Source organism: Pseudomonas parasichuanensis, assembly GCF_021601385.1.
Classification (GTDB): Bacteria; Pseudomonadota; Gammaproteobacteria; order Pseudomonadales; family Pseudomonadaceae; genus Aquipseudomonas; species Aquipseudomonas parasichuanensis.
Map to the genome: position 1 here is coordinate 1 of NZ_BQHO01000021.1, position 23,469 is coordinate 23,469.

General features: G+C 63.0%; 16 protein-coding genes and 1 pseudogene. 3 read left to right on the forward strand and 14 right to left on the reverse strand.

What is annotated here, in order from left to right; all coding sequences use genetic code 11:
- Positions 1-45: 45 nt before the first annotated feature.
- Positions 46-141 (forward strand): annotated as a pseudogene (locus L6D77_RS16935) (hypothetical protein); the annotation flags it as partial.
- Between the two features lie 97 nt (positions 142-238).
- Here L6D77_RS16935 and L6D77_RS16940 read toward each other — a convergent pair.
- From L6D77_RS16940 to pilM, 11 genes are all read right to left on the reverse strand, one after another.
- Entirely contained in the window at positions 239-586 is a 348-nt protein-coding gene (locus L6D77_RS16940; RefSeq protein ID WP_232882959.1) for a YgiW/YdeI family stress tolerance OB fold protein, read from the reverse strand.
- 113 nt (positions 587-699) lie between these two features.
- Complete coding sequence (hemE, locus tag L6D77_RS16945; protein WP_232882960.1) at positions 700-1,764, reverse strand: uroporphyrinogen decarboxylase; 1,065 nt, start codon at positions 1,762-1,764, stop codon at positions 700-702.
- A 191-nt stretch (positions 1,765-1,955) separates the two neighbouring features.
- Positions 1,956-3,374, reverse strand: a complete 1,419-nt coding sequence (locus tag L6D77_RS16950; protein WP_232882961.1) for an FAD-dependent oxidoreductase — start codon at positions 3,372-3,374, stop codon at positions 1,956-1,958.
- A gap of 121 nt (positions 3,375-3,495) precedes the next feature.
- Entirely contained in the window at positions 3,496-7,941 is a 4,446-nt protein-coding gene (gltB, locus tag L6D77_RS16955) for a glutamate synthase large subunit (protein WP_232882962.1), read from the reverse strand.
- A gap of 376 nt (positions 7,942-8,317) precedes the next feature.
- Positions 8,318-9,922: an AAA family ATPase gene (locus tag L6D77_RS16960; protein WP_232882963.1), complete on the reverse strand. Its 1,605-nt coding sequence runs from the start codon at positions 9,920-9,922 to the stop codon at positions 8,318-8,320.
- Between the two features lie 15 nt (positions 9,923-9,937).
- Entirely contained in the window at positions 9,938-11,035 is a 1,098-nt protein-coding gene (aroB, locus tag L6D77_RS16965; protein WP_232882964.1) for a 3-dehydroquinate synthase, read from the reverse strand.
- A gap of 98 nt (positions 11,036-11,133) precedes the next feature.
- Positions 11,134-11,652 carry a shikimate kinase AroK gene (gene aroK / locus L6D77_RS16970; RefSeq protein WP_232882965.1) on the reverse strand — a complete coding sequence of 173 codons (519 nt, stop codon included), beginning with the start codon at positions 11,650-11,652 and terminating at the stop codon, positions 11,134-11,136.
- A 4-nt stretch (positions 11,653-11,656) separates the two neighbouring features.
- Positions 11,657-12,925: a type IV pilus secretin PilQ gene (locus L6D77_RS16975; RefSeq protein ID WP_373870594.1), complete on the reverse strand. Its 1,269-nt coding sequence runs from the start codon at positions 12,923-12,925 to the stop codon at positions 11,657-11,659.
- Positions 12,855-13,796, reverse strand: a complete 942-nt coding sequence (locus L6D77_RS16980) for a pilus assembly protein PilP (RefSeq protein WP_232882966.1) — start codon at positions 13,794-13,796, stop codon at positions 12,855-12,857. The genes L6D77_RS16975 and L6D77_RS16980 overlap by 71 nt, the downstream gene beginning before the upstream one ends.
- 65 nt (positions 13,797-13,861) lie before the next feature.
- Positions 13,862-14,401: a PilN domain-containing protein gene (locus L6D77_RS16985; protein WP_232882967.1), complete on the reverse strand. Its 540-nt coding sequence runs from the start codon at positions 14,399-14,401 to the stop codon at positions 13,862-13,864.
- Positions 14,398-15,288: a type IV pilus biogenesis protein PilM gene (gene pilM / locus L6D77_RS16990; protein WP_236170098.1), complete on the reverse strand. Its 891-nt coding sequence runs from the start codon at positions 15,286-15,288 to the stop codon at positions 14,398-14,400. The genes L6D77_RS16985 and pilM overlap by 4 nt, the downstream gene beginning before the upstream one ends.
- A gap of 1,174 nt (positions 15,289-16,462) precedes the next feature.
- Here pilM and ltrA point away from each other — a divergent pair.
- Both ltrA and L6D77_RS17000 read left to right on the forward strand, forming a co-directional pair.
- The gene (gene ltrA / locus L6D77_RS16995) at positions 16,463-18,169 is read left to right on the forward strand and encodes a group II intron reverse transcriptase/maturase (RefSeq protein ID WP_012312325.1); all 1,707 of its coding nucleotides are present in this window, start codon (positions 16,463-16,465) and stop codon (positions 18,167-18,169) included.
- A 131-nt stretch (positions 18,170-18,300) separates the two neighbouring features.
- Entirely contained in the window at positions 18,301-20,751 is a 2,451-nt protein-coding gene (locus L6D77_RS17000) for a penicillin-binding protein 1A (protein ID WP_373870595.1), read from the forward strand.
- Positions 20,752-20,905: 154 nt separating this feature from the next.
- Here L6D77_RS17000 and L6D77_RS17005 read toward each other — a convergent pair whose 3' ends face one another.
- From L6D77_RS17005 to rpmE, 3 genes are all read right to left on the reverse strand, one after another.
- The gene (locus tag L6D77_RS17005; RefSeq protein WP_232882970.1) at positions 20,906-22,174 is read right to left on the reverse strand and encodes a malic enzyme-like NAD(P)-binding protein; all 1,269 of its coding nucleotides are present in this window, start codon (positions 22,172-22,174) and stop codon (positions 20,906-20,908) included.
- A gap of 179 nt (positions 22,175-22,353) precedes the next feature.
- Positions 22,354-23,175: a thermonuclease family protein gene (locus tag L6D77_RS17010; RefSeq protein WP_232882971.1), complete on the reverse strand. Its 822-nt coding sequence runs from the start codon at positions 23,173-23,175 to the stop codon at positions 22,354-22,356.
- 1 nt (position 23,176) lies between these two features.
- The gene (gene rpmE / locus L6D77_RS17015) at positions 23,177-23,392 is read right to left on the reverse strand and encodes a 50S ribosomal protein L31 (protein WP_125465915.1); all 216 of its coding nucleotides are present in this window, start codon (positions 23,390-23,392) and stop codon (positions 23,177-23,179) included.
- Positions 23,393-23,469: the final 77 nt, after the last annotated feature.

The following is a 23,469-nucleotide window of genomic DNA, read 5'->3' on the forward strand; positions in this document are numbered from 1 at the left end:
ACACTCGACCCGGCGTAGTAGCAGAACAGGTACAGCGACGACGCCGGGTGGGAGGGGGTGGGGTTGTTCATTGGCAGCTTGCTGGTGGTGGCGTTGCTGGTGGCGCTGCATTTGAGCAGGTTGGCGCCGAAGACGGCCTGAGTGGGGCTGCTATGCAGCCCAATCGCCGGCAAGCCGGCTCCCACAGGGTTATGCGATCCCTTGTGGGAGCCGGCTTGCCGGCGATAAGGCCCTCGGATCAGTTGATGATCTCGACGATATCCACATCCACCTCGCGGCTCATCAGGTGCTTCTCCACCTCGCCGGTCAGCTTGACCTTGGTCTTGTCGTTGAACGGCGTTGGCGGCAGGTCTTCGTTGTCGATCTCGACGGTGATGGTGCCGGTGTTGTCCTTGAACTCGTAGCGGTCGTCGTTGTTGATCTTCTTGGTCACGAACCCTTGCAGCACCACCGGAGTGTCGTCGGCGGCTTCCTTGGCGGCGGCGACGGTGGTCACGGCCTGGGCGCCGGGGCCGGTGTAGGTGGTGGCCAGGGCGGCGGTGCTGAACAGCGGGGCGAGGATCAGGGCGAGGTATTTGGCTTTCATGGTGATCGGGTCCTGTTTGCGTTTTGATGGCAGCAGATTAACGACGATCACTGAATTGAAACTTAATCCAACAAAAAGCCCGGCACTTGGCCGGGCTTTTCATTCACCACCGATTACTGGTGGTACTGCGCCGAAAGCTCGTGCACGGCGTTGATGAACACGCCAGCGTGCTCCGGGTCCACTTCCGGGGTGATGCCGTGGCCCAGGTTGAACACATGGCCGCTGCCCTTGCCGTAGCTGGCGAGGATGCGCGCCACTTCTTTGCGGATGGCCTCGGGCTTGGCGTACAGCACGGTCGGGTCCATGTTGCCCTGCAGGGCCACCTTGTCACCGACGCGGCGGCGGGCGTCGCCGATCTCGCAGGTCCAGTCCAGGCCCAGCGCGTCGGCACCGGCCTCGGCGATGCTTTCCAGCCACAGGCCGCCGTTCTTGGTGAAGAGAATGACCGGCACCTTGCGCCCTTCGTGCTCGCGGATCAGGCCGCTGACGATCTTGCGCATGTAGGCCAGGGAGAACTCCTGGTAGGCCGCCGCCGACAGGTTGCCACCCCAGGTGTCGAAGATCTGCACGGCCTGGGCACCGGCGAGGATCTGGCCGTTGAGGTAGCTGGTGACCGACTGGGCCAGCTTGTCCAGCAGCAGGTGCAGGGCTTGCGGGTTGTCATAGGCCATGGCCTTGGTCTTGCGGAAGTCTTTCGACGAGCCGCCTTCGACCATGTAGGTGGCCAGGGTCCAGGGGCTGCCGGAGAAACCGATCAGCGGCACGCGGCCGTTGAGCTCGCGGCGGATGGTGCTGACCGCGTCCATCACGTAGCCCAGGTCTTTCTGCGGGTCGGGGATCGGCAGCGCCTCGATGTCGGCAGGGGTGCTGATGACCTTCTTGAAACGCGGGCCTTCGCCGGTTTCGAAGTACAGGCCCAGGCCCATGGCATCGGGGATGGTGAGGATGTCCGAGAAGAGGATCGCCGCGTCCAGCGGGTAGCGGTCCAGCGGCTGCATTGTGACCTCGCAGGCGAACTGCGGGTTCATGCACAGGCTCATGAAGTCGCCGGCCTTGGCGCGGCTGGCGCGGTACTCCGGCAGGTAGCGGCCGGCTTGGCGCATCATCCACACCGGGGTGACGTCTACGGGTTGCTTGAGCAGTGCACGCAGGAAACGATCGTTCTTCAGGGCAGTCATGTCGGCATCCGGAAAAAAAGTGCGGGCATTTTCTCAGACGCGGGCGCAAAAGGCACGGCCATGGCCATGGGTTTTGTCTATTGGGTGCCACAGATCAAACGATTTTGTATACAAAAGCATCGCGGGCAAGCCCGCTCCCACAGGTTATGCGCATGACCTGTGGGAGCGGGCTTGCCCGCGAATAGGCCGGATCAGACTTCGAGGTAGTCCAGGATGCCTTCGGCAGCGGTGCGGCCTTCGAAGATCGCCGTCACCACCAGGTCCGAACCGCGCACCATGTCGCCACCGGCAAATACTTTCGGGTTGCTGGTCTGGTGCTTGAACTTGCCTTTCTCTGGCGCTACCACACGGCCCTGGCTGTCCATCTGGATGCCATGCTGCTCGAACCACGGCGCCGGGCTTGGGCGGAAGCCGAAAGCGATCACCACGGCATCGGCCGGGAGGATTTCTTCGGAGCCCGGGATTGGCTCGGGGCTGCGGCGGCCACGGGCGTCCGGCTCGCCGAGACGGGTCTCGACCACCTTCACGCCTTCGACCTTGTCTTCACCGACAATGGCGATGGGCTGGCGGTTGTAGAGGAACTTCACGCCTTCTTCCTTGGCGTTCTTCACCTCTTTGCGCGAGCCCGGCATGTTGGCTTCGTCACGGCGATAGGCGCAGGTCACTGCCTTGGCGCCCTGGCGGATCGAGGTGCGGTTGCAGTCCATCGCGGTGTCGCCACCGCCCAGCACCACGACCTTCTTGCCCTGCATGTCGACGAAGTCTTCCGGCGACTTTTCAAAGCCCAGGTTGCGGTTGACGTTGGCGATCAGAAAATCCAGCGCGTCGTGCACACCAGGCAGGTCTTCGCCGGGGAAGCCGCCCTTCATGTAGGTGTAGGTGCCCATGCCCATGAAGACGGCGTCGTACTCGGCGAGCAGCTGCTCCATGGTGATGTCACGGCCCACCTCGGTGTTCAGGCGGAACTCGATGCCCATGCCGGTGAAGACTTCGCGGCGATTGCTCAGCACGGTCTTTTCCAGCTTGAACTCGGGGATGCCGAAGGTCAGCAGGCCACCGATCTCGGGGTTCTTGTCGAACACCACCGGGGTCACGCCGGCGCGCACCAGCACGTCGGCACAGCCCAGGCCGGCAGGGCCGGCACCAATGATGGCGACGCGCTTGCCGGTGGGTTTGACCTTGGACATGTCCGGGCGCCAGCCCATGGCGAAAGCGGTGTCGGTGATGTACTTCTCCACCGAGCCGATGGTCACCGCGCCGAAGCCGTCGTTGAGGGTGCAGGCACCTTCGCAGAGGCGGTCCTGCGGGCACACGCGGCCGCACACTTCCGGCAGGGTGTTGGTCTGGTGCGACAGTTCGGCAGCCGCGAGGATGTTGCCTTCGGAGACCAGCTTCAACCAGTTGGGGATGAAGTTGTGGACCGGGCACTTCCACTCGCAATAGGGGTTGCCGCAGCCCAGGCAGCGGTGTGCCTGTTCCACGGATTGCGCGGGCTTGAAAGGTTCGTAGATTTCGACGAACTCCTTCTTGCGCTGGCGCAGCAATTTTTTCTTCGGATCTTTACGACCCACTTCGATGAACTGGAAGTCGTTGCTCAGACGTTCAGCCATTTTTCAAAACCTCTTAACAGCAGCTGCAAGCTACAAGCTGCAAGCCGCAAGACGATCACTTAAGCCGGGCAAACCCCGAACTGCTTCACTTGCAGCTCGAGGCTCGCCACTTGCAGCTGCTTTACTGCGGGTTGGCGCGGGTGCTGGACAGCAGTTGCTTGAGCGTGGCCGCCTTCGGCTTGACCAGCCAGAAGCGCCGCACGTAATCGTCCAGGTTCTCCGAGAGCTCACGCCCCCACTCGCTGCCGGTCTCTTCCACGTACTCGCCCAGGACACGCGCCAGGTGGCTGCGGTAGGCCTCCATCGCCTCACCACTGATGCGCTGGATTTCCACCAGCTCGTGGTTGAGTTTGTCGACGAAGCTGTTGTCCATGTCGAGCACGTAGGCGAAACCGCCGGTCATGCCAGAGCCGAAGTTGTAACCGGTCTTGCCCAGGACGCAGACAAAGCCGCCGGTCATGTATTCACAGCAGTGATCGCCGGTGCCCTCGACCACAGCGTGGGCGCCGGAGTTACGCACAGCGAAGCGCTCGCCCGCGGTGCCGGCGGCGAACAGCTTGCCGCCGGTGGCGCCGTACAGGCAGGTGTTGCCGACAATGGCGCTGTGCTGGGTTTCGAACGGGCTGCCGGCCGGTGGCACGATGGTCACCTTGCCGCCGGTCATGCCCTTGCCGACGTAGTCGTTGGCGTCGCCTTCCAGGTGCAGGTTCAGGCCACCGGCGTTCCACACGCCAAAGCTCTGGCCCGCAGTGCCCTTGAAGCGGAAGGTGATCGGCGCGGCGGCCATGCCCTGGTTGCCGTGCAGCTTGGCGATTTCGCCAGAGATGCGCGCACCGATAGAGCGGTCGCAGTTGCAGATGTCGAGGCTGAACTCGCCACCGGCCATGTCGCGGATCGCAGGCAATGCCATGGCGACCATCTTCTCGGCCAGCTCGCCCTGATCGAACGGCGGGTTCTTGTCGACTTCGCAGAACTGCGGCTTGTCGGCCGGGATGTGCGAGCTGCCCAGCAGCGGCGACAGGTCGAGGTGGCCCTGGCGCTCGGTGTCGCCCGGCAGCACGTCGAGCAGGTCGGTACGGCCGATCAGCTCGCCCAGGCTGCGCACGCCCAGCTTGGCCAGCCACTCACGGGTCTCTTCGGCGACGAAGGTGAAGAAGTTGATCACCATGTCGACGGTGCCGATGTAGTGATCCTTGCGCAGCTTGTCGTTCTGGGTGGCCACGCCGGTGGCGCAGTTGTTCAGGTGGCAGATGCGCAGGTACTTGCAGCCCAGGGCGATCATTGGCGCGGTGCCGAAGCCGAAGCTCTCGGCGCCGAGGATCGCGGCCTTGATCACGTCCAGGCCGGTTTTCAGGCCGCCGTCGGTCTGTACCCGCACCTTGCCGCGCAGGTCGTTGCCGCGCAGGGTCTGGTGGGTTTCGGCCAGACCCAGTTCCCACGGGGCGCCGGCGTACTTGATCGAGGTCAGCGGCGAAGCGCCGGTGCCGCCGTCGTAGCCGGAGATGGTGATCAGGTCGGCATAGGCCTTGGCCACGCCAGCGGCGATGGTGCCCACGCCGGCTTCGGCCACCAGCTTGACCGAGACCAGGGCCTGCGGGTTGACCTGCTTGAGGTCGTAGATCAGCTGGGCCAGGTCTTCGATCGAGTAGATGTCGTGGTGCGGTGGTGGCGAGATCAGGGTCACGCCGGGTACCGCATAGCGCAGCTTGGCGATCAGGCCGTTGACCTTGCCGCCGGGCAGCTGGCCGCCCTCGCCGGGCTTGGCGCCCTGGGCCACCTTGATCTGCAGCACTTCGGCATTGACCAGGTATTCCGGGGTCACGCCAAAGCGGCCGGTGGCCACCTGCTTGATTTTCGAGCTCTTGATGGTGCCGTAGCGAGCCGGGTCTTCGCCGCCCTCGCCGGAGTTGGAGCGCGCGCCCAGGCGGTTCATGGCCTCGGCCAGGGCTTCGTGAGCCTCTGGCGACAGCGCGCCCAGGGAGATGCCGGCGGAGTCGAAGCGCTTGAGGATGGCCTCCAGCGGCTCGACTTCATCCAGTGCCAGGGCCTGGTCGGCCACTTTCACTTTCAACAAGTCGCGGATCATCGACACCGGGCGCTGGTCGACCAGCGTGGTGTATTCCTTGAACTTGGCGTAGTCGCCCTGCTGCACGGCGGCCTGCAGGGTGTTGACCACGTCCGGGTTGTAGGCGTGGTACTCGCCACCGTGGACGAACTTGAGCAGGCCACCTTGCTGGATCGGCCTGCGCGCGCTCCAGGCTTCGGCGGCGAGCAGCTTCTGGTCGCTCTCCAGGTCTTCGAAACGCGCACCCTTGATGCGGCTCGACACACCCTTGAAGCTCAGGCCGACCACTTCCTCGGACAGGCCGATGGCTTCGAACAACTGCGCGCCACGGTACGAGGTGATGGTGGAGATGCCCATCTTCGACAGGATCTTCAGCAGGCCCTTGGAGATGCCTTTACGGTAGTACTTGAACACTTCGTCCAGATCGCCCAGCACTTCGCCGGTGCGGATCAGGTCGGCCAGCACTTCATAGGCCAGGTACGGGTAGACGGCCGAGGCACCGAAGCCCAGCAGCACGGCGAAGTGGTGCGGGTCACGGGCGGTGGCGGTCTCGACCAGGATGTTGCTGTCGCAACGCAGGCCCTGTTCGGTCAGGCGGTGGTGCACCGCACCGACGGCCAGCGAAGCGTGCACCGGCAGCTTGCCCGGGGCGATGTAGCGGTCGCTGAGCACCAGCTGGGTCTTGCCGCTGCGCACCGCTTCTTCGGCCTGGTCGGCGATGTTGCGGATGGCCGCTTCCAGGCCGAGGCTTTGCTCATAGTTGAGGTCGATCAGCTGGCGGTCGAAACCTTCGCGCTCCAGGTTCATCAACGAACGCCACTTGGCGGGCGAGATGACCGGCGAGCTGAGGATCACCCGCGAGGCGTGCTCGGGGGACTCCTGGAAGATGTTGCGCTCGGCGCCCAGGCAGATTTCCAGGGACATGACGATCGCTTCGCGCAGCGGGTCGATCGGCGGGTTGGTCACCTGGGCGAACTGCTGGCGGAAGAAGTCGTACGGCGAACGCACGCGCTGGGACAGCACGGCCATCGGCGTGTCGTCGCCCATCGAGCCGACCGCTTCCTGGCCCTGCTCGCCGAGTGGGCGCAGCACCTGGTCACGCTCCTCGAAGGTGACCTGGAACATCTTCATGTATTGCTTGAGCTGGTCGGCGTCGTAGCTGGCCGCGCCCTGGTCGTCGGTCAGCGTCGCCTGGATACGGGTGGCGTGCTGACGCAGCCAGCGCTTGTACGGGTGGCGCGACTTCAGGCGGTTGTCGATGGCGTCGGTGTCGAGGATCTGGCCGGTCTCGGTGTCCACGGCCAGGATCTGGCCCGGGCCGACACGGCCCTTGGCCAGGACTTCCTCGGGCTGGTAGCCCCATACGCCGATTTCCGAGGCGATGGTGATATAGCCGTTGGTGGTGGTGACCCAGCGCGCCGGGCGCAGGCCGTTGCGGTCGAGCAGGCACACCGCGTGGCGGCCTTCGGTCATGACGATACCGGCCGGGCCATCCCACGGCTCCATGTGCATGGAGTTGTATTCGTAGAAGGCGCGCAGGTCGGCGTCCATGGTCTCGACGTTCTGCCAGGCTGGCGGTACCAGCATGCGCACGCCACGGAACAGGTCGATGCCGCCGGTGACCATCAGCTCGAGCATGTTGTCCATGCTCGAGGAGTCGGAACCGACACGGTTGACCAGCGGGCCGAGCTCTTCGAGGTCGGGGATCAGGTCGTTGGCGAACTTGGTGCGACGGGCCATGGCCCAGTTGCGGTTGCCGGTGATGGTGTTGATCTCGCCGTTGTGGGCGAGGAAGCGGAAGGGCTGGGCCAGCGGCCACTTCGGCAGGGTGTTGGTGGAGAAGCGCTGGTGGAACACGCAGATCGCGGTTTGCAGGCGCTCGTCACCCAGGTCTGGATAGAAGGCCGCGAGATCGCGCGGCATCATCAGGCCTTTGTAGATGATGGTCTTGTGCGAAAAGCTGCAGATGTAGTGGTCGGCGTCGTGGGCGTTGGCCACGGACGAGCGGCGACGGGCACTGAACAGCTTGATGGCGAATTCCTGATCGCTCAGGCCTTCACCGCCGATGAACACCTGTTCGATCTGCGGCAGGCGCTCCAGGGCCAGGCGGCCCAGGACGCTGGTGTCGATCGGCACTTTGCGCCAGCCGACCAGCTTCAGGCCGGCATTGACGATCTCGCGGTCCATGTTGGCGCGAGCGGCCTGGGCTTTGACCGGGTCCTGGTTGAAGAACACCATGCCGACGGCGTACTGCTTGGGCAGCTCGGCGGCGAAGTGCTCCTGGGCCACGGCGCGCAGGAATTGATCGGGCTTCTGCATGAGCAGACCGCAACCGTCACCGGTCTTGCCGTCGGCATTGATGCCACCGCGGTGGGTCATGCAGGTCAATGCCTGCATGGCAGTTTGCAGAAGGTGGTGGCTGGGTTCGCCCGTCATATGGGCGATCAGGCCAAAACCACAGTTGTCCTTGAATTCTTCGGGATGGTACAGACCTGTTTTCATAGACACTTTCTCACCAGGTTCACCTCTCAACCGGAGGCAAATCTCTTTTTTAACAACCACTTACCATCCACGCCGATCAAACGCCAGCTTTTTTGCGGTGGTCATGGAAAACCATTGTTGCACAGCGACAGCGATGCTCACAAATTTTCATGTCTCACCATTGAAAATTTATGTCGCAATTTTGAATGTTTTTGCGCCATGCGCCGTGATAGCGACTTGGCTCGAGTCTGAAGCGTTTCAGCCATGACTGCAACACGGGGCTTGTGGCCGGCAGTCTGGGACAGAAAAGCCTGCCGCACTTGATGTGCAGCAGGCTAGTCGAAAGCTAGAAGTCGCTCAGCAACTGGGCGGCGGGGGTGATGCCGCCCGGAAGGTGTCAGCGGGCCGTGGCCAGCTCTTGTTGGACGCTGCCGACGGTACGTGGCCAAGGTTTACCAGCCTGGACCTTGGCTGGCAAGTTCTTGATTGCCGCAGCGGCGGCGTCACGGCTGGCGAAGTTGCCGTAGGTGACCACATACAGGGGTTTGCCCTGCAGGTTTTTCTTGAAGTAGCGATAGTCGCCACCCTGCTCTTTGACGAACGCCTGGGCCGACGCCTCGGAGCTGGTGCCGAAGATCTGCACCACATAGTTCCCGGCCTTTTGGCCGGCATACCAGCTGCTGCCGCCGGCGCCACCGGCTGCCGGTTTCTCGGCGGGCTTGGCTGCAGGCTTGGCGCTGGCAACCTGGGTTGGGGCCGGCGCTGGCTTGGCGGGTGCAACCGGCTTTGGCGCCTGGGTTGCTACTGGTTTTTGCGCAGGCGCAACCGGCTGGATCGGTTGCGCAGGTGCCGGTGCCGGACCTGCGGTGGCGCCTTGTGGCGGGGCGATGGTGGTGAAAGTCGGCGGCACCGCTGCGGAAGGCGCGGCAGGCTGCAGCGCGGTGTTGCCGGCAGGCCCGGCTTCTTCGCCGTCACCCATGCCAGCGGCCTGGGCCAGCGGCTCGCGCATGACCGGCTGCGACTGGCCGACCAGCGGCAGCGGCATCGGCTGCGAGGAACCGGCGAACTCGATGGCCGGCGCGCCATTGCCACCCTGGCCCAGCGGCAACTGGGCCTGGGCGCTCGGCGCCTCGGTCGGCGCCTTGTCGCTCTTCTTCGGCATCAGGACCGCCGCACCAACGGCGACCACGACCACAGCGGACAGCGCAAGCACGTGTTTCTTAGGCATTTTGAACCCCATGGTTGGTCGCTTAACCGTGGTACGGCTGGCGATCATGGCTTCGATCAAGGTATCGCGGGCGACCTGGTTGATGGTCCCAGGCCACCCATCGGCATTTTCGTGGATGTCGGCGATCTGCTCGCGGGTGAACACGTCGATACCCCGGCCAGCACCGTCCAGGCGCTGCTCCAGATACTCGCGGGTTTCTTCCTCGCTGTAGGGTGCCAGCTCGATGATGTGGAAACGTTCCTCATCGATATTGAGCTCATCCAGCCCGGCGATCAGTGACGGCTCGCCGAACAGGAACACATGCGGGCGCCCTTCGGCAACGCCAGCCGCCAACTCCAGCAAGGCTTGGAGTGCCGACTCGTCGAGTTGTTCCGCATCGTCCACCAGCAGGTAGACTTCCTGGCCGGTCAGCGCCAGTTGCACCACCTGCGACAAGATCGCCTGCACTTCAGGCTGCGCCACGTTGAGCGACTGGGCCACCTGGCCGAGCACGCTGGCTGCGTCACAGGCACCGCGGGCGGAGACCACCACGCTTTGCACCGACTGTTTGTTGGTGCTGGCCACCAGCGCCTGGCGCAGCAGGGTCTTGCCGCTGCCCACGGGGCCCGTGACCACCAGCATCAGCTGGCTGTATCGCGCCAGGTGGTGCAGTTGGCCCAGCACCGGTTTGCGCTGGGCGGGGAAGAACTTGAAACCGGGCACACGAGGTGCGAACGGATCGTGGCTCAACTGGTAATGATCGAGGAACGCCTCATCGGCATGCAGACTGGTCATTGCGTTGTCACAACCTCAAAGCTGGGCCACGATCGCGCGGTAATCCGCCGCCAGCGTGGCCTGAAGAATCTCTGTCGGATAGTCGTCGGTGACGACGGCTTCGCCCATCTGGCGCAGCAGCACCAGGCGCAGACGCCCGTCGAGCACTTTCTTGTCGACCGCCATGTGCTCCATGAAATGCGCCGGGGTCATTTCCTGTGGTGGCACCACCGGCAATCCTGCGTCCTGCAACAAGCGAATACCGCGATCACGCGCTGACTGATCGATCCAACCCAGGCGCATGGACATCTCCAGCGCCATCACCGTACCCGCCGACACGGCTTCGCCATGCAACCAGACGCCATAACCCATGTGGGTTTCGATGGCATGGCCAAAGGTGTGGCCCAGGTTGAGCGTGGCGCGCACACCCGATTCGCGCTCGTCGGCGCCGACCACGGCGGCCTTGGCGGCGCAGGACCGGGCGATGGCTTCGGTCAGGGCCTTGGCGTCCAGCGCGCGCAGGGCCTTGATGTTGTTTTCGAGCCAACCAAGAAAAGGTTCATCGCAGATCAGGCCATACTTGATGACTTCGGCGAGCCCGGCGGACAGTTCGCGCGCTGGCAGGGTCTTGAGGCTGGTGGTGTCGATCAGTACCGCGTTGGGCTGATAGAACGCGCCCACCATGTTCTTGCCCAGCGGGTGGTTGATACCGGTCTTGCCACCCACCGACGAGTCCACCTGCGACAACAGCGTGGTAGGCACCTGGATGAAGTCGACCCCGCGTTGGTAACAGGCCGCAGCGAAACCGGCCATGTCGCCGATCACACCGCCACCGAGGGCGACCACGGTGGTGCGGCGGTCATGACGGGCGGTCAGCAACGCATCGAAGATCAGTTGCAGGGTTTCCCAGTTCTTGTGGGCCTCGCCATCGGGCAACACCACTGGCAGCACCTTGTAGGCACCCAGGGTCTTGCTCAGGCGTTCGAGGTACAGGGGCGCGACGGTCTCGTTGGAAACGATGGCCACCTGGCGCCCGGCAATGTGCGGCGCCAGCAGTTCGGGCTGGTCCAACAGGCCCTCGCCAATGTAGATCGGGTAGCTACGTTCGCCCAGGTCGACCTTAAGTGTCTGCATGTATCCCCACAATGTGCTTGGGCGCGGTGACGGCTGTGCGGCTCCGCGCGATGACGTTCAACCCCGCCTCGGCGTTGGTGGCCGAGGATAGTCCTGACTTATCGGGGCGGCAACTGATGCAAACGCTCGAGAATATCGAGCACCACCATGCGCGGTGGCCGTTCGTCGGTTTCCACCACGATGTCGGCAATCTCGCGATAGAGCGGGTCGCGCAGCTCCAGCAGGGCGCGCAATGTGGCTTCCGGGTTGGCGGTGCGCAAAAGCGGCCGGTTGCGATCACGGGCAGTACGCCCGACCTGCTGCTCCACCGAGGCATGCAGGTAGATCACCCGGCCTCCGGCGTGCAGTGCGGCGCGGTTGGCATCGCGCATCACCGCGCCGCCACCGGTGGCCAGGACCACGCCATCGAGCTCGCAGAGCTCGGCGATCATCGCCTGCTCACGGTCACGAAAGCCCGGCTCGCCTTCTTTGTCGAAGATCCACGGGATGTTGGCGCCAGTTCGCAGTTCGATTTCCTTGTCGGAATCCTTGAACAGCAGGCGCAGCTCTTTGGCCAACAGGCGCCCGATGGTGCTCTTTCCAGCGCCCATGGGCCCTACAAGTATCAAATTTCGCACAGAATCAACGACTCACAGCAATCGCCTGGTCACTCATGATACGCGGAGTCAGGAAGACCAGCAGCTCGGATTTTTTCTCTTGTAATGCATCGCGTCGAAACAGCCGCCCAACATACGGCAGATCGCCGAAAAATGGCACCTTGTCGACCACATTGTTCTGCGACGTCGAGTAGACGCCACCGATCACAATGGTCTGGCCATCGGCAACCCGCACCTTGGCATTGACCTCGTTCTTGCGGATCGGCGGGACATTGTTCAGGGCATTGACGTAATCCGGCTCGTCCTTGGTCACCCGGACCTCCATCACCACCTGGCCATCCGGCGTGATCTGCGGCGTCACTTCCAGTGACAGCGAGGCCTCACGGAACGAGATGGAGGTGGCACCACTCTTGGTGGTCTCCTGGTACGGCACTTCGGTGCCCTTGATGATGCGCGCGGTCTCCTTGTCGGCGGTGACCACCTTGGGCTGCGAGATGATCTCGCCGTTGCCGCTCTTTTCCATGGCGCTGAGTTCCAGGTCCAGCAGAATGTCACTGCGCAGCAGGCCCACGCCCAGCCCCGACGTACCCCGCTCCACACCCAGGTCGACGAACAACTCGCTGCCCAGCCGGCTGCTCTGCCCGTACAGAGGACCACCCCAGCGAACTCCCAGCGCCTTTTCGTAATCGACGCCGGCCTCGACGATGCGCGCCTCGATCATCACCTGGCGTACGGGCACATCAAGCTGCACCACCAGCTTGCGCAATTCGGCGAGCCGTTCTGGCGGCTGCGCCACTACCAGGGTGTTGGTACGTGCATCCACGCTGAGGCTACCGCGCCCAGCCAGGACACCGTCATCGGCGAGGCTGGCCAGCAGCAGCTCGGCCAGCTCCGCAGCCCGGGCGTGGTAGACCGGAATCAGCTCACGCTGCAACGGTTCCAACTGCGCCTCCAGCGCCTGTTCCAGGTGGGCGCCGCGCGACTGCTCGGCAAGCTCGGCAACCGGCGCGATCAGCAGCACCTTACCCTCCTGGCGCCGCCCCAGCCCTTTGCTGCGCAGCACCAGATCCAGCGCCTGGTGCCAAGGTACGTCATCAAGGCGCAGGCTGATGCGGCCCTGAACCGTATCGCTGGCCACCAGGTTGATCCCCACGTAATCAGCCATGACCTGAAGCACTGCACGCACCTCCACGTCCTGGAAGTTCAGCGATATGGGCTCTTGCTCAAACGCCGGGGCCAGTGTCGGCTTCAAGCCCAGCAGGACCATCAGTAACCCGCTCGACCACCCTTTCATCTTCATCCCTGACTTCTCCATGGGCACCCTTCCCGAGCACCAGATACCGGGAGCGCTCCTGCCAGCCACCGGCGATATATAGCCGCTCGTGCACCTCGACCTGATGAGCATCGATCCGCACCACGACCCCTTCATCACGCCCCAGCCGATCGCCCACCCCGACCCGATACAGATGGCCGGCCGAACGCAACAGCGCGTGGCGCTGCCCCGCCCGCGAAAGGCTGCCGACCATTTCCAGCTGCTCCAGCGGGGCGCGGCCAATCCCTCGGATTGCACCTTGGGGTGGCCACGCCAGGAACGGATCGAAATGACGGGGGGTTACCGCCCGCCGGGCAGGCTCATCCGCCAACGACACCGGTGCCGCCAGCTTCTGCCCAGCATCGTACGCATGCACTTGCAGCTTCGCCCTGACCAACCCGGAGCGCTGGTCCACCGCCAACAGCTCGAGCCGGGCTACATTCAGCAAGCGCACCTGTTGCAACCATTGCTCCAGCCATGCCCGCAGCGCCGGGTAACGCCCCACCACACTGATATCCAGGGGCATCACGCGATACCCGCCTGACTGGCGAGCGTCCAGCACATCGAGGCGTTCGACCTGCAAGCCGTGCTCATGCCCCGACACTGCCAGTTGGTCGAGCAGCTCACTCACCCCCTCTCCTGCCGCCAGCCGCCAGCGTTCCCGCTGCAAGCGCTGCTCGTCTTCGTTGTGGGCCAGACGTTCCGCGCCCAGCTCAACGGCCTGGGCACCCTTGGCCACAAGCGCCATCTGCATCTGCTGCTCAAGCTTGGCGTTCGCTTGATGGTGTTCATACAGCTCGCGCAGACGCGCCTGATAGCCCCCCGCCATTACCGCCATTACCAGTACAAACACGAGCGCAGCCCTGAGCACAGGCGAACGCTGCAACAGCACCTGCCACTCGGCAAGGGGGACGCCCCTCACGAGCCGTGCACCGCCAGGCGCGCCGTCAGAACAAACTCGTCGCCCGTTTCCAGATTGCGCAGATGAACCAGTTGCAGGTCCTGTAGCCCCTGCGCTGCTTGCAGATCCCGCATCAATCGAGCGACGACTGCAGGCGAGGCCGCCTGCCCGGTCAGGCGCAACTGCCCATCGACCGCCCTGAGCTCGGTGAGCCTGGCGCCCTCTGGCAGCGCGTGCTCCAAGCTCAGAAAAAGGTCGGGCAGCAACGCCTGGCGCACGCGCAACCCAAGCAACTCTTTCTGCTCTACCAGCAGGGTCGCGCGCGCAGCGCGTATCTGCTCGACCTGCGCCACGATGGCATCCATACGCTGCCCTTCGGCCTGCTGCGCTGCGAGAACGCCGGCCTGCCGGGCCAGGCGCGCCCGTGCCAGGTGATCGAGCAGCATCACACCCAGCAACGCCAGTAGCAGGCTGGCGATCACCAGCACCCGAAAGCGATGGACATCCCGCGCCCTGCGCCGCTCGCGCCACGGCATCAGATTCAAGCGCAACATCATTGCAACCCACCGAGCGCCAGCCCGCACGCCAGGGCCATCGAAGCATCGAGCGCATTGGCCTCGCGCCCCTTGGCCAGGCCCGAAAAATCCGAGCCGGCGGCCATTCTGCATGTCACGCCCAGGCGCTCAGCCAGTGCTGACGCCCGCACGTCATTGGCCGCTCCACCCACCAACACCACCTCACCGACAGCGGCTTGCGTGCAAAGGCGCTCGACAGGCTCGAGCCACCCTTCTGGCGATGCCAGCGCGACCTGCTGGCGGTGAGGGAGCACGGGGGCCTGCAACCGATGCAGTACCGCCTCGGCCCTCTCCAGTTGCAACAGAGCGGTCGTGCGTGCCGACATCGATGGCATGGCCCGGCACAGGGCGATGCTGTCGACTTCCATGGCCAGGACCTGCAGCCCGGCTCGCGCGAACAGCTGCTCAAGTGGATCGATCTGGCTTTGCCCGCACGCGGCGACCAGCACATCGGCCTGCCCTGGGTGCTCGGCGGACAGCCCCAGCACCTGAAAGTCCAGGGCCAGGTCATCTAGCGGGAAGGGGAAGAGCTGGTCGGCCTGCTCAAGCAACTGCGCCTCGGCGTCGAAGTCGCACACGCCAACCGGCAAACGCAGGACCTTGCAGATCACCTGCGAGGCCGGTAACGCCAGGGCAACCCGGCGTTGACGTGATGCGCAGCGCCCGTGGGCATGGCGCAAAGCGTCCACCAGGCGGACATCATCATCGAGCAGGTGAGGGCCACGTAACGGAGGGTCGATGGGCTCCCGAACCCAGCCCACGACCCGGCAACGGCCCCGTTGACGGCGTACTTGCAGCATTCGTATGGAATCGGAGGCAATTTCCACCCCCAGCAGTGAACCTGCGTCCTTGCCAAAGCGTCCAAGCATGGCTGTTCCTTCCCTGTCATCAAAGCCCACGCACTTGCCGCGCGGGCGGTCATCGCAGTACCCCGGCCGGTCACCCGTAGGGGCGAAAAATGCTTATAATGCCCAGCGTTGTGCGACACGTTTTGCGTGTCTCCTCCCACCAAGCTGTATGGTCAGCTTGATGTGGTTTTCCAAAGGAAACCGAAAACTTGGGTACCCATCCCCAAGAAACAAAACCAACCCAGAAGTCCACTGCCTTCAAGGACTTAACGCTGCGGCGGATGGCAAAACCCAAGGTCGTTCAGCTCTCGGTAGCACGACCGCAGGACCGGCAATCCCGGTTTTGGAGAGCCCTCTACACACCAACCCAAGCGGGGGAGAAGACCCCCGCAGGGGTCCCCTCCTGCTTATTTTGAAACAGGAGGTAACAACTTCCCGACCAACGGTCATTTCACCGTCTTGGTTCGGTCCTTCCTCTGGAGACATGAGCGGAAGCTCTGTCTGTCATTGTCCAACTGCCGCCTACATGGAGCAGTAGCGGACTCGTTGTGCGACCAACGGTAGCCTACGACGGCATGCATCACTGGCAACGGTGGTGTGTGAAGCCCGTCTGACAATGTAGCCCCCACCTCGGGTGCATTCTCTCCGCGAGGAGAGGTGCGGAGACTCGGAGCAGTGCCGGGTTGAGGCGCTAGGCTGACTGGTATGGGTAACGTATGTGAACCACTGATAAACACCGTAAGCATTGCCAAGCCAAAGCTGCTGACAGGCTTGAACCAAAAGGTACGTGATCGGATATCTCCGTAGCGCTTGGGGATACGTCGCCTTCAAGATCACCGGTGAAAAGGTGGGCCCTAACCCAGTCGTGTGACAGACAGGGAACGTGGTAAGCCCGTATCGCTGCCCTGTGGGCAGGTGAACCGTAAGGAACACTGTTGGCGGTGCGGGTATGGGATCGCAGAGAAAGCGAACGCCAGGCTGTAATGGCTTGGATAGGGGTTGGAACATCACCCCACGGGAAACCGGGCAGACTTCTGCGTGGTCTTCTGCCGCAATGACTCTGACTGAGACCGTCTCATCAACTTCAGGGCTGGCTTCATTGGCCCTTGATCATCCAACCCTGACGGGGTGCACGCGCCCCTCAGGGGTACGTGCGCCTTCCGCTCGGGTGGTATCACTTTGAGAGGAAAGCAGCATGAAAGAGCTCAGCCAGCAAGGTGAGCCTGCGCTTTCCGGCACTCCGCAGCAGTGGCATGACGTCGATTGGCGTCGGGTTCAGCGGAATGTCCGGGGAATGCAGGTGCGAATTGCGAAGGCTTGTCGGGAAGGCAAATGGCGCAAGGTTAAATCCCTGCAACGGATGCTTACCCACTCGAAGTCGGCCAGATACTTGGCCGTACGGAGAGTCACGGAAAATCAGGGAAGCCGCACGGCGGGAGTCGATAGGCAACTCTGGGACACACCCAACGCTAAATGGAATGCGGTTGGTCAGTTGAAGACGCGGGGTTACCGGGCTCGGCCACTACGGCGAGTCTACATCCCGAAGTCGGATGGACGGGAACGCCCTCTGGGCATACCGACCATGACGGATAGGGCCATGCAAGCACTGTACATGCTGGCCCTGTCTCCCATCGCAGAAACCCAGGGCGATCCGAATAGCTACGGCTTTAGGATCGAACGTTGTACGGCGGATGCGATGGCGCAGCTCTTCCTGTGTCTTTCCAAACAGGCTTCCGCCTGTTGGGTTTTGGACGCAGACATCGAAGGGTTCTTCGACAACATCAACCATGAATGGCTGTTAGGAAACGCCCCTACGGATAACCGGATGCTTCGGCAGTGGTTGAAGGCTGGAGTCATCCACAAGGGGCAGTTGCACGCAACGGATGCAGGCACGCCACAAGGGGGAATTATCTCCCCGGTGTTGGCGAATCTGGCACTGGATGGTCTGGAAACACTCCTCAAGCAACACCTAGGAGTGACAAGGGCGAAGAAGCTGAAGGTGAATGTGGTGCGATACGCGGATGATTTCGTGATTACTGGCACTTCCTCGGAAGTGCTGGAGAACGAAGTAAAACCTTGGGTAGAACAGTTCCTCGCGAAGCGTGGACTGCGGTTGTCACTCAAGAAAACGCGTATTGCTCACATCGACGAAGGCTTCGACTTCCTTGGATGGAATTTCCGGAAATACGAAGGAAAGCTGCTGATCAAACCGAGCAAAAAGAACGTTAAAGCGTTCTACGGCAAGATCAGGGAGGCAATCAACACCCACAAGACGAGTAAGCAAGAGGATCTAATCCAACTGCTAAATCCGATGCTGAGGGGTTGGGCGCTATACCATCAGCCAGTGGTAGCCAAGCAAACGTACAGCCGGATGGACCACCGAGTGTTTGTAAAACTGTGGCGTTGGGCGAAACGGCGACATCCAAACAAGTCCCTCGACTGGGTTAGGAAGAAGTACTTCCGAGCCTCCGGAGAACGGAACTGGGTTTTCGCCACCACGACAGTGGACGATGCTGGGAGGAGACGGGAGATCGAGCTTTGCTCGCTCGCGAGCACGCCGATCGAGCGACACAAAAAGGTGAGTGGGGATTACAACCCTTATGACCCTGCCATGGAGGCCCAAAGCGAAAAACTGCGGATGGACCGGATGCTGAAAAAGCTGCAGTACCGGAAACAAATCGGCAGCCTATACGCCAGCCAAAACGGCCTGTGTTTGCTTTGCAAGCAACCGATCACCAAGGAAACGGGGTGGCACGACCACCACATCATCCACCGGGCCGTTGACGGTGGTGACGCCTTGGCCAATCGGGTACTCTTGCACCCCAACTGTCATAACCAGCTCCACACGCGTGGTCTGTACGTGACCAAGCCGGCTCCCCTTGGGGGCTTAAAGAAGGCTTGAGCCGTATGCGCTGAAAGGCGCACGTACGGTTCTTAGGGGGGAGTCAGCCAGCAATGGCTGGCTCCCACCCGACTTTCCTGTCCGCCGGCCCCGCGCCCTCCACTCCTCAACCTGGACACCCAAAAGCCTTGATACGCCTGCTGAAGTTCTTCTGGTGGTCTTTCGTCGCAGTCATCTGCGCGCTCGTTCTCGGTGTGAGCGGTGCGTTTCTGTATCTTAGCCCCAGCCTGCCGTCGGTCGATTCGCTGCGAAGCGTCCAGTTGCAAATCCCCCTGAGGGTGTACAGCAGCGATGACAAGCTGATTGCCGAATTCGGCGAGATGCGCCGCTCGCCAATCAAGTTCCAGGAAATTCCCCCACAGTTCATTCAGGCGTTGCTGTCGGCCGAGGACGATAATTTCCTCAACCACTACGGCGTCGACCCCAGCAGCCTGATGCGCGCGGCCACGCAGCTGGTCAAGTCCGGGCACATCCAGAGCGGTGGCAGCACCATCACCATGCAGGTGGCGAAGAACTTCTTCCTCAGCAGCGAACGCAGCTTCTCGCGCAAGACCAATGAAATCCTGCTGGCCCTGCAGATCGAACGCGAGCTGACCAAGGACGAAATCCTCGAGCTGTACGTCAACAAGATCTACCTGGGCAACCGCGCCTACGGCATCGATGCCGCCGCGCAGGTGTACTACGGCAAGTCGATCCGCGACGTCAGCCTGGCGCAGATGGCCATGATCGCCGGCCTGCCCAAGGCGCCGTCACGCTTCAACCCGCTGGCCAACCCGGTGCGCGCCAAGGAACGCCGCGACTGGATCCTCGGGCGCATGTACAAGCTTGGCAAGATCGACGAGGCCAGCTACCAGGCCGCCCTGGCCGAGCCCCTCAACGCCAGCTACCACGTGCCTACGCCTGAGGTGAATGCCCCGTACGTCGCCGAAATGGCCCGCGCCGAAATGGTTGGCCGCTACGGCAGCGATGCCTATACCGAAGGCTTCCGCGTCACCACCACGGTGCCGAGCGACATGCAGCAGATGGCCAACAGCGCGGTGCTCAACGGCCTCTCCGAGTACGATGAACGCCACGGCTACCGCGGCCCCGAGGCACGCTTCCCGGGCAAGACCCGCACCGCCTGGCTGCAGGAGCTTGGCAAACAGCGCACGCTGGGTGGGCTTGAGCCGGCCATCGTTACCCAGGTCGAGAAGAACGGCCTGAAGGTGATGACCCGTAGCGGCCTGGAGGAAGATGTGGCCTGGGACACCATGAAGTGGGCCCGCCCGTACCTCAACAGCAACGCCCAGGGCCGCTCGCCGCAATCGCCGGCGGATGTCGCGCAGGTGGGCGACCTGGTGCGCCTGCAACGCCTGGAACACGGCAAGCTCAAGTTCAGCCAGGTACCAGGCGCCCAGAGCGCATTGGTGACCCTCGACCCTTATAACGGCGCAATCCGCGCCCTGGTAGGCGGTTTCTCGTTCGAGCAGAGCAACTACAACCGCGCCATGCAGGCCAAGCGCCAGCCGGGCTCGAGCTTCAAGCCGTTCGTCTACAGCGCCGCGCTGGACAGCGGCTACACCGCCGCCAGCCTGGTCAACGACGCGCCGATCGTGTTCGTCGACGAATACCTGGACAAGGTCTGGCGACCCAAGAACGACACCAACACCTTCCTCGGCCCGATCCGCATGCGCGAGGCGCTGTACAAGTCGCGCAACCTGGTGTCGATCCGCCTGCTGCAGGCCATGGGCGTGGACCGCACCATCGACTACATCGCCAAGTTCGGCTTCAACAAGCAGGACCTGCCGCGCAACCTGTCGCTGGCACTGGGCACCGCCACCCTGACCCCGATGGAAATCGCCACCGGTTGGAGTACCTTCGCCAACGGCGGCTACAAGATCAGCCCGTACCTGATCGAGCGCATCGACAGCCGCAGCGGCGAAACGCTGTTCACTGCCAACCCGCCGCGCGTGCCGCAAGGCAACGAAGACCAGGCCGGCCTTGCCGCACCCGAACAGCCGATCAGCGTGACCGCCATGCCCGGCGAGGCCCCTTCCGCCTTTGGCCAGGTAGCGGCGACACCGCAAACCCCGGCAGTTGCCGAGCGCATCATCGACGGCCGCACCACCTACATCCTCACCAGCATGCTGCAGGACGTGATCAAGCGCGGTACCGGCCGCCGCGCCCTGGCCCTGGGCCGCGGCGACCTGGCGGGCAAGACCGGCACCACCAACGAATCCAAGGACGCGTGGTTCTCGGGCTACAACGGCGACTACGTCACCACCGTGTGGGTAGGCTTCGACCAACCGGAAACCCTGGGCCGGCGCGAGTATGGCGGCACCGTGGCGCTGCCGATCTGGATGGGCTTCATGGGCCCGGCGCTCAAGGGCAAGCCCGAACACACCCCGGCCGAGCCGGAAGGCATTCTCAGCCTGCGTGTCGACCCGGTCAGCGGCCGCGCCGCCACCCCGAGCACGCCGAACGCCTATTTCGAGCTGTTCAAGGCCGAGGACTCGCCGCCGTCGGTGGATGAGCTGGGCAATGGCGCAGCGCCTGGCAGCCCGCTGCCGGCGGATGAAGCGGCGCCGATGGATCTTTTCTAAGTAGCTAGCTTCAAGCTACAAGCGGCAAGATCAAACGCGCCAGTATCTACTGGCGCAGCCCTACGACAAACATCGAACGGCTTGTCGCTTGGAGCTTGAAACTCAAAGCAAAAAAAACCGGCTCATATGAGCCGGTTCTTTTTTGCGTTCTGCTTTAACCGTTGAACACGTCATCCACGCTTTTCAGCGGGTAGTGCTTCGGATACGGCAGGGTCGCCACGCCGGACTCGATGGCGGCCTTGGCCACGGCATCGGAAACGACGGTGATCAGGCGTGCATCCAGTGGTTTCGGGATGATGTACTCACGACCGAACTCCAGTGCCTGTACGCCGTAGGCGTCGCAGACTTCCTTCGGCACCGGCAGCTTGGCCAGGTCCTTCAGGGCGACGGCGGCGGCGATCTTCATTTCTTCGTTGATGCGCTTGGCGCGAACGTCCAGGGCACCGCGGAAGATGAACGGGAAGCCCAGTACGTTGTTGACCTGGTTCGGGTAGTCGGAACGACCGGTGGCCATGATCACGTCGCTACGGGTGGCGTGCGCCAGCTCCGGGGAGATCTCAGGGTCCGGGTTCGAGCAGGCGAACACGATCGGGTTGGCAGCCATCGACTTCAGGCCTTCGGCGCTCAGCAGGTTCGGGCCGGACAGGCCAACGAACACGTCGGCACCGTTCAGGGCGTCAGCCAGGGTGCGTTTGTCGGTGGCGTGGGCGAACTGGGCCTTGTACTGGTTCAGGTCGTCGCGGCCGGCGTGGATCACGCCGCTGCGGTCGATCATGAAGATGTTCTCGACCTTGGCGCCCATGCTGACCAGCAGCTTCATGCAGGAGATGGCGGCAGCGCCAGCGCCCAGGCAGACGATCTTGGCGTCTTCGAGCTTTTTGCCGGCGATTTCCAGGGCGTTGATCATGCCGGCCGCGGTCACGATGGCGGTACCGTGCTGGTCATCGTGGAACACCGGGATGTCGCACTGCTCGATCAGGGTGCGCTCGATCTCGAAGCACTCAGGTGCCTTGATGTCTTCGAGGTTGATGCCGCCGAAGGTGATGGAAATGCGGCGTACGGTGTCGATGAAGGCCTGTGGGCTTTCCGATTCGACTTCGATGTCGAACACGTCGATACCGGCGAAACGCTTGAACAGAACACCCTTGCCTTCCATGACCGGCTTCGAGGCCAGCGGGCCCAGGTCACCCAGACCGAGGATCGCGGTACCGTCGGAAATCACCGCAACCAGGTTGCCCTTGCCGGTGTATTTGTAGGCCAGCTCTGGATCACGACCAATCTCGCGCACCGGTTCGGCGACGCCTGGGCTGTAGGCCAGGGCGAGGTCACGGGCAGTGGCGGTGGGCTTGGAGAGCTCGACGCTCAGTTTCCCCGGACGGGGCTGGGCGTGGTATTCGAGAGCGGCGGTTTTCAGGTCTGACATGATGGGCATTCCGCTATTTACTGTTCTGACGGACCGCCGAGGATACGCAAAGTGCCGGGGGGCGACAAGACTGCCCGGTCACTAGTGTCAAGGCCTTTGGCCTACGACTTTACGCTATAACCCACGGGGCTTACGAAAGCCCAGTGTGTACAATCTAATAGCAAACTGTCTACAACTATTTAGCCAGAAGCGGGCTGCAACATACTCGGATCGGTCAATGGCACCACCCAGCGTCGTTGCCCGGGCTTGAGCCCTCCCTTGCGGGAACGATCCAGCACCCAGCCACGCACTTCGACCTGGCGTCCCTTGAGGTTAGCGAAGAAGCTGGCAGGGAAGTTGCGCTGCAGACGAGCGGGAATCCGCACCACCACACTGTTGTCCAACTCCAGCCAGACACCGCCGCTATTGCGCTCGATGCCATTGATTTTGCCGGTGATCAGCGCAAAACCGGATTGCCGCACATCCCGCGCACGCAGCACCGGCGATTGCCGCCAGAGCCCGAGCCGCGCCTTGCGCGCCACCTGTTCGGCCTGCTGCTGACACCCGGCAAGCCGCACGTTCGGCGCAAAAGCGATGCGGTAGGCCAAGCCCTCGCTGAGCAGTTGTGCTTCCAGATTGTTGCCAGAACGGCTGTAGATATGCGCCAGGGTGCGCCCGTACTTGTCCTTGCTCTCAACCCCAGGCACCAACCCGACCCGGCCATCGCTGGCCTTGATCAATGCCTGCAGGCGGCGCTTGGCCGCTTCGGCATAGGGTTCGCTGGGGCGCCCTTTCCCTGCAACTTCCGGGGCATTGATACCAATCAGGCGAACACTGCGGCCATCAACCAGGCGAACGGTATCGCCATCGACCACGTAACGCACCGCCACCTGCTGCGGCCTGTCGGGCAACGGGCAGAAGGCCAGGGCCGGGAAATGCCAAATCGCGCCCACAAAAAAGGCGCCCACAAGGGACGCCTTCTTCTGCAACAGTGCGAACCCCGAAGGCTTCGCCGTGCGCATCTTACTTCTTGGCACCGAACATGCCGAAGCGATCGGCGAACTTCTGTACGCGACCACCGGTGTCCAGGACTTTCTGCTTACCGGTGTAGAACGGGTGGCACTGCGAGCACACGTCGATCGCCAGCGGCTTGGCCAGGGTCGAACGGGTCTCGAATTTGTTGCCGCAGCTGCAGGTGACTGCAACTACTTCGTAGTTCGGATGAATATCTGCTTTCATGGTCACTTCCTCGAGCTGCGTGCCGCCACCCAACACCTATTGTTGAATACCGCACGTAATTAGGCGGCGAATAATAC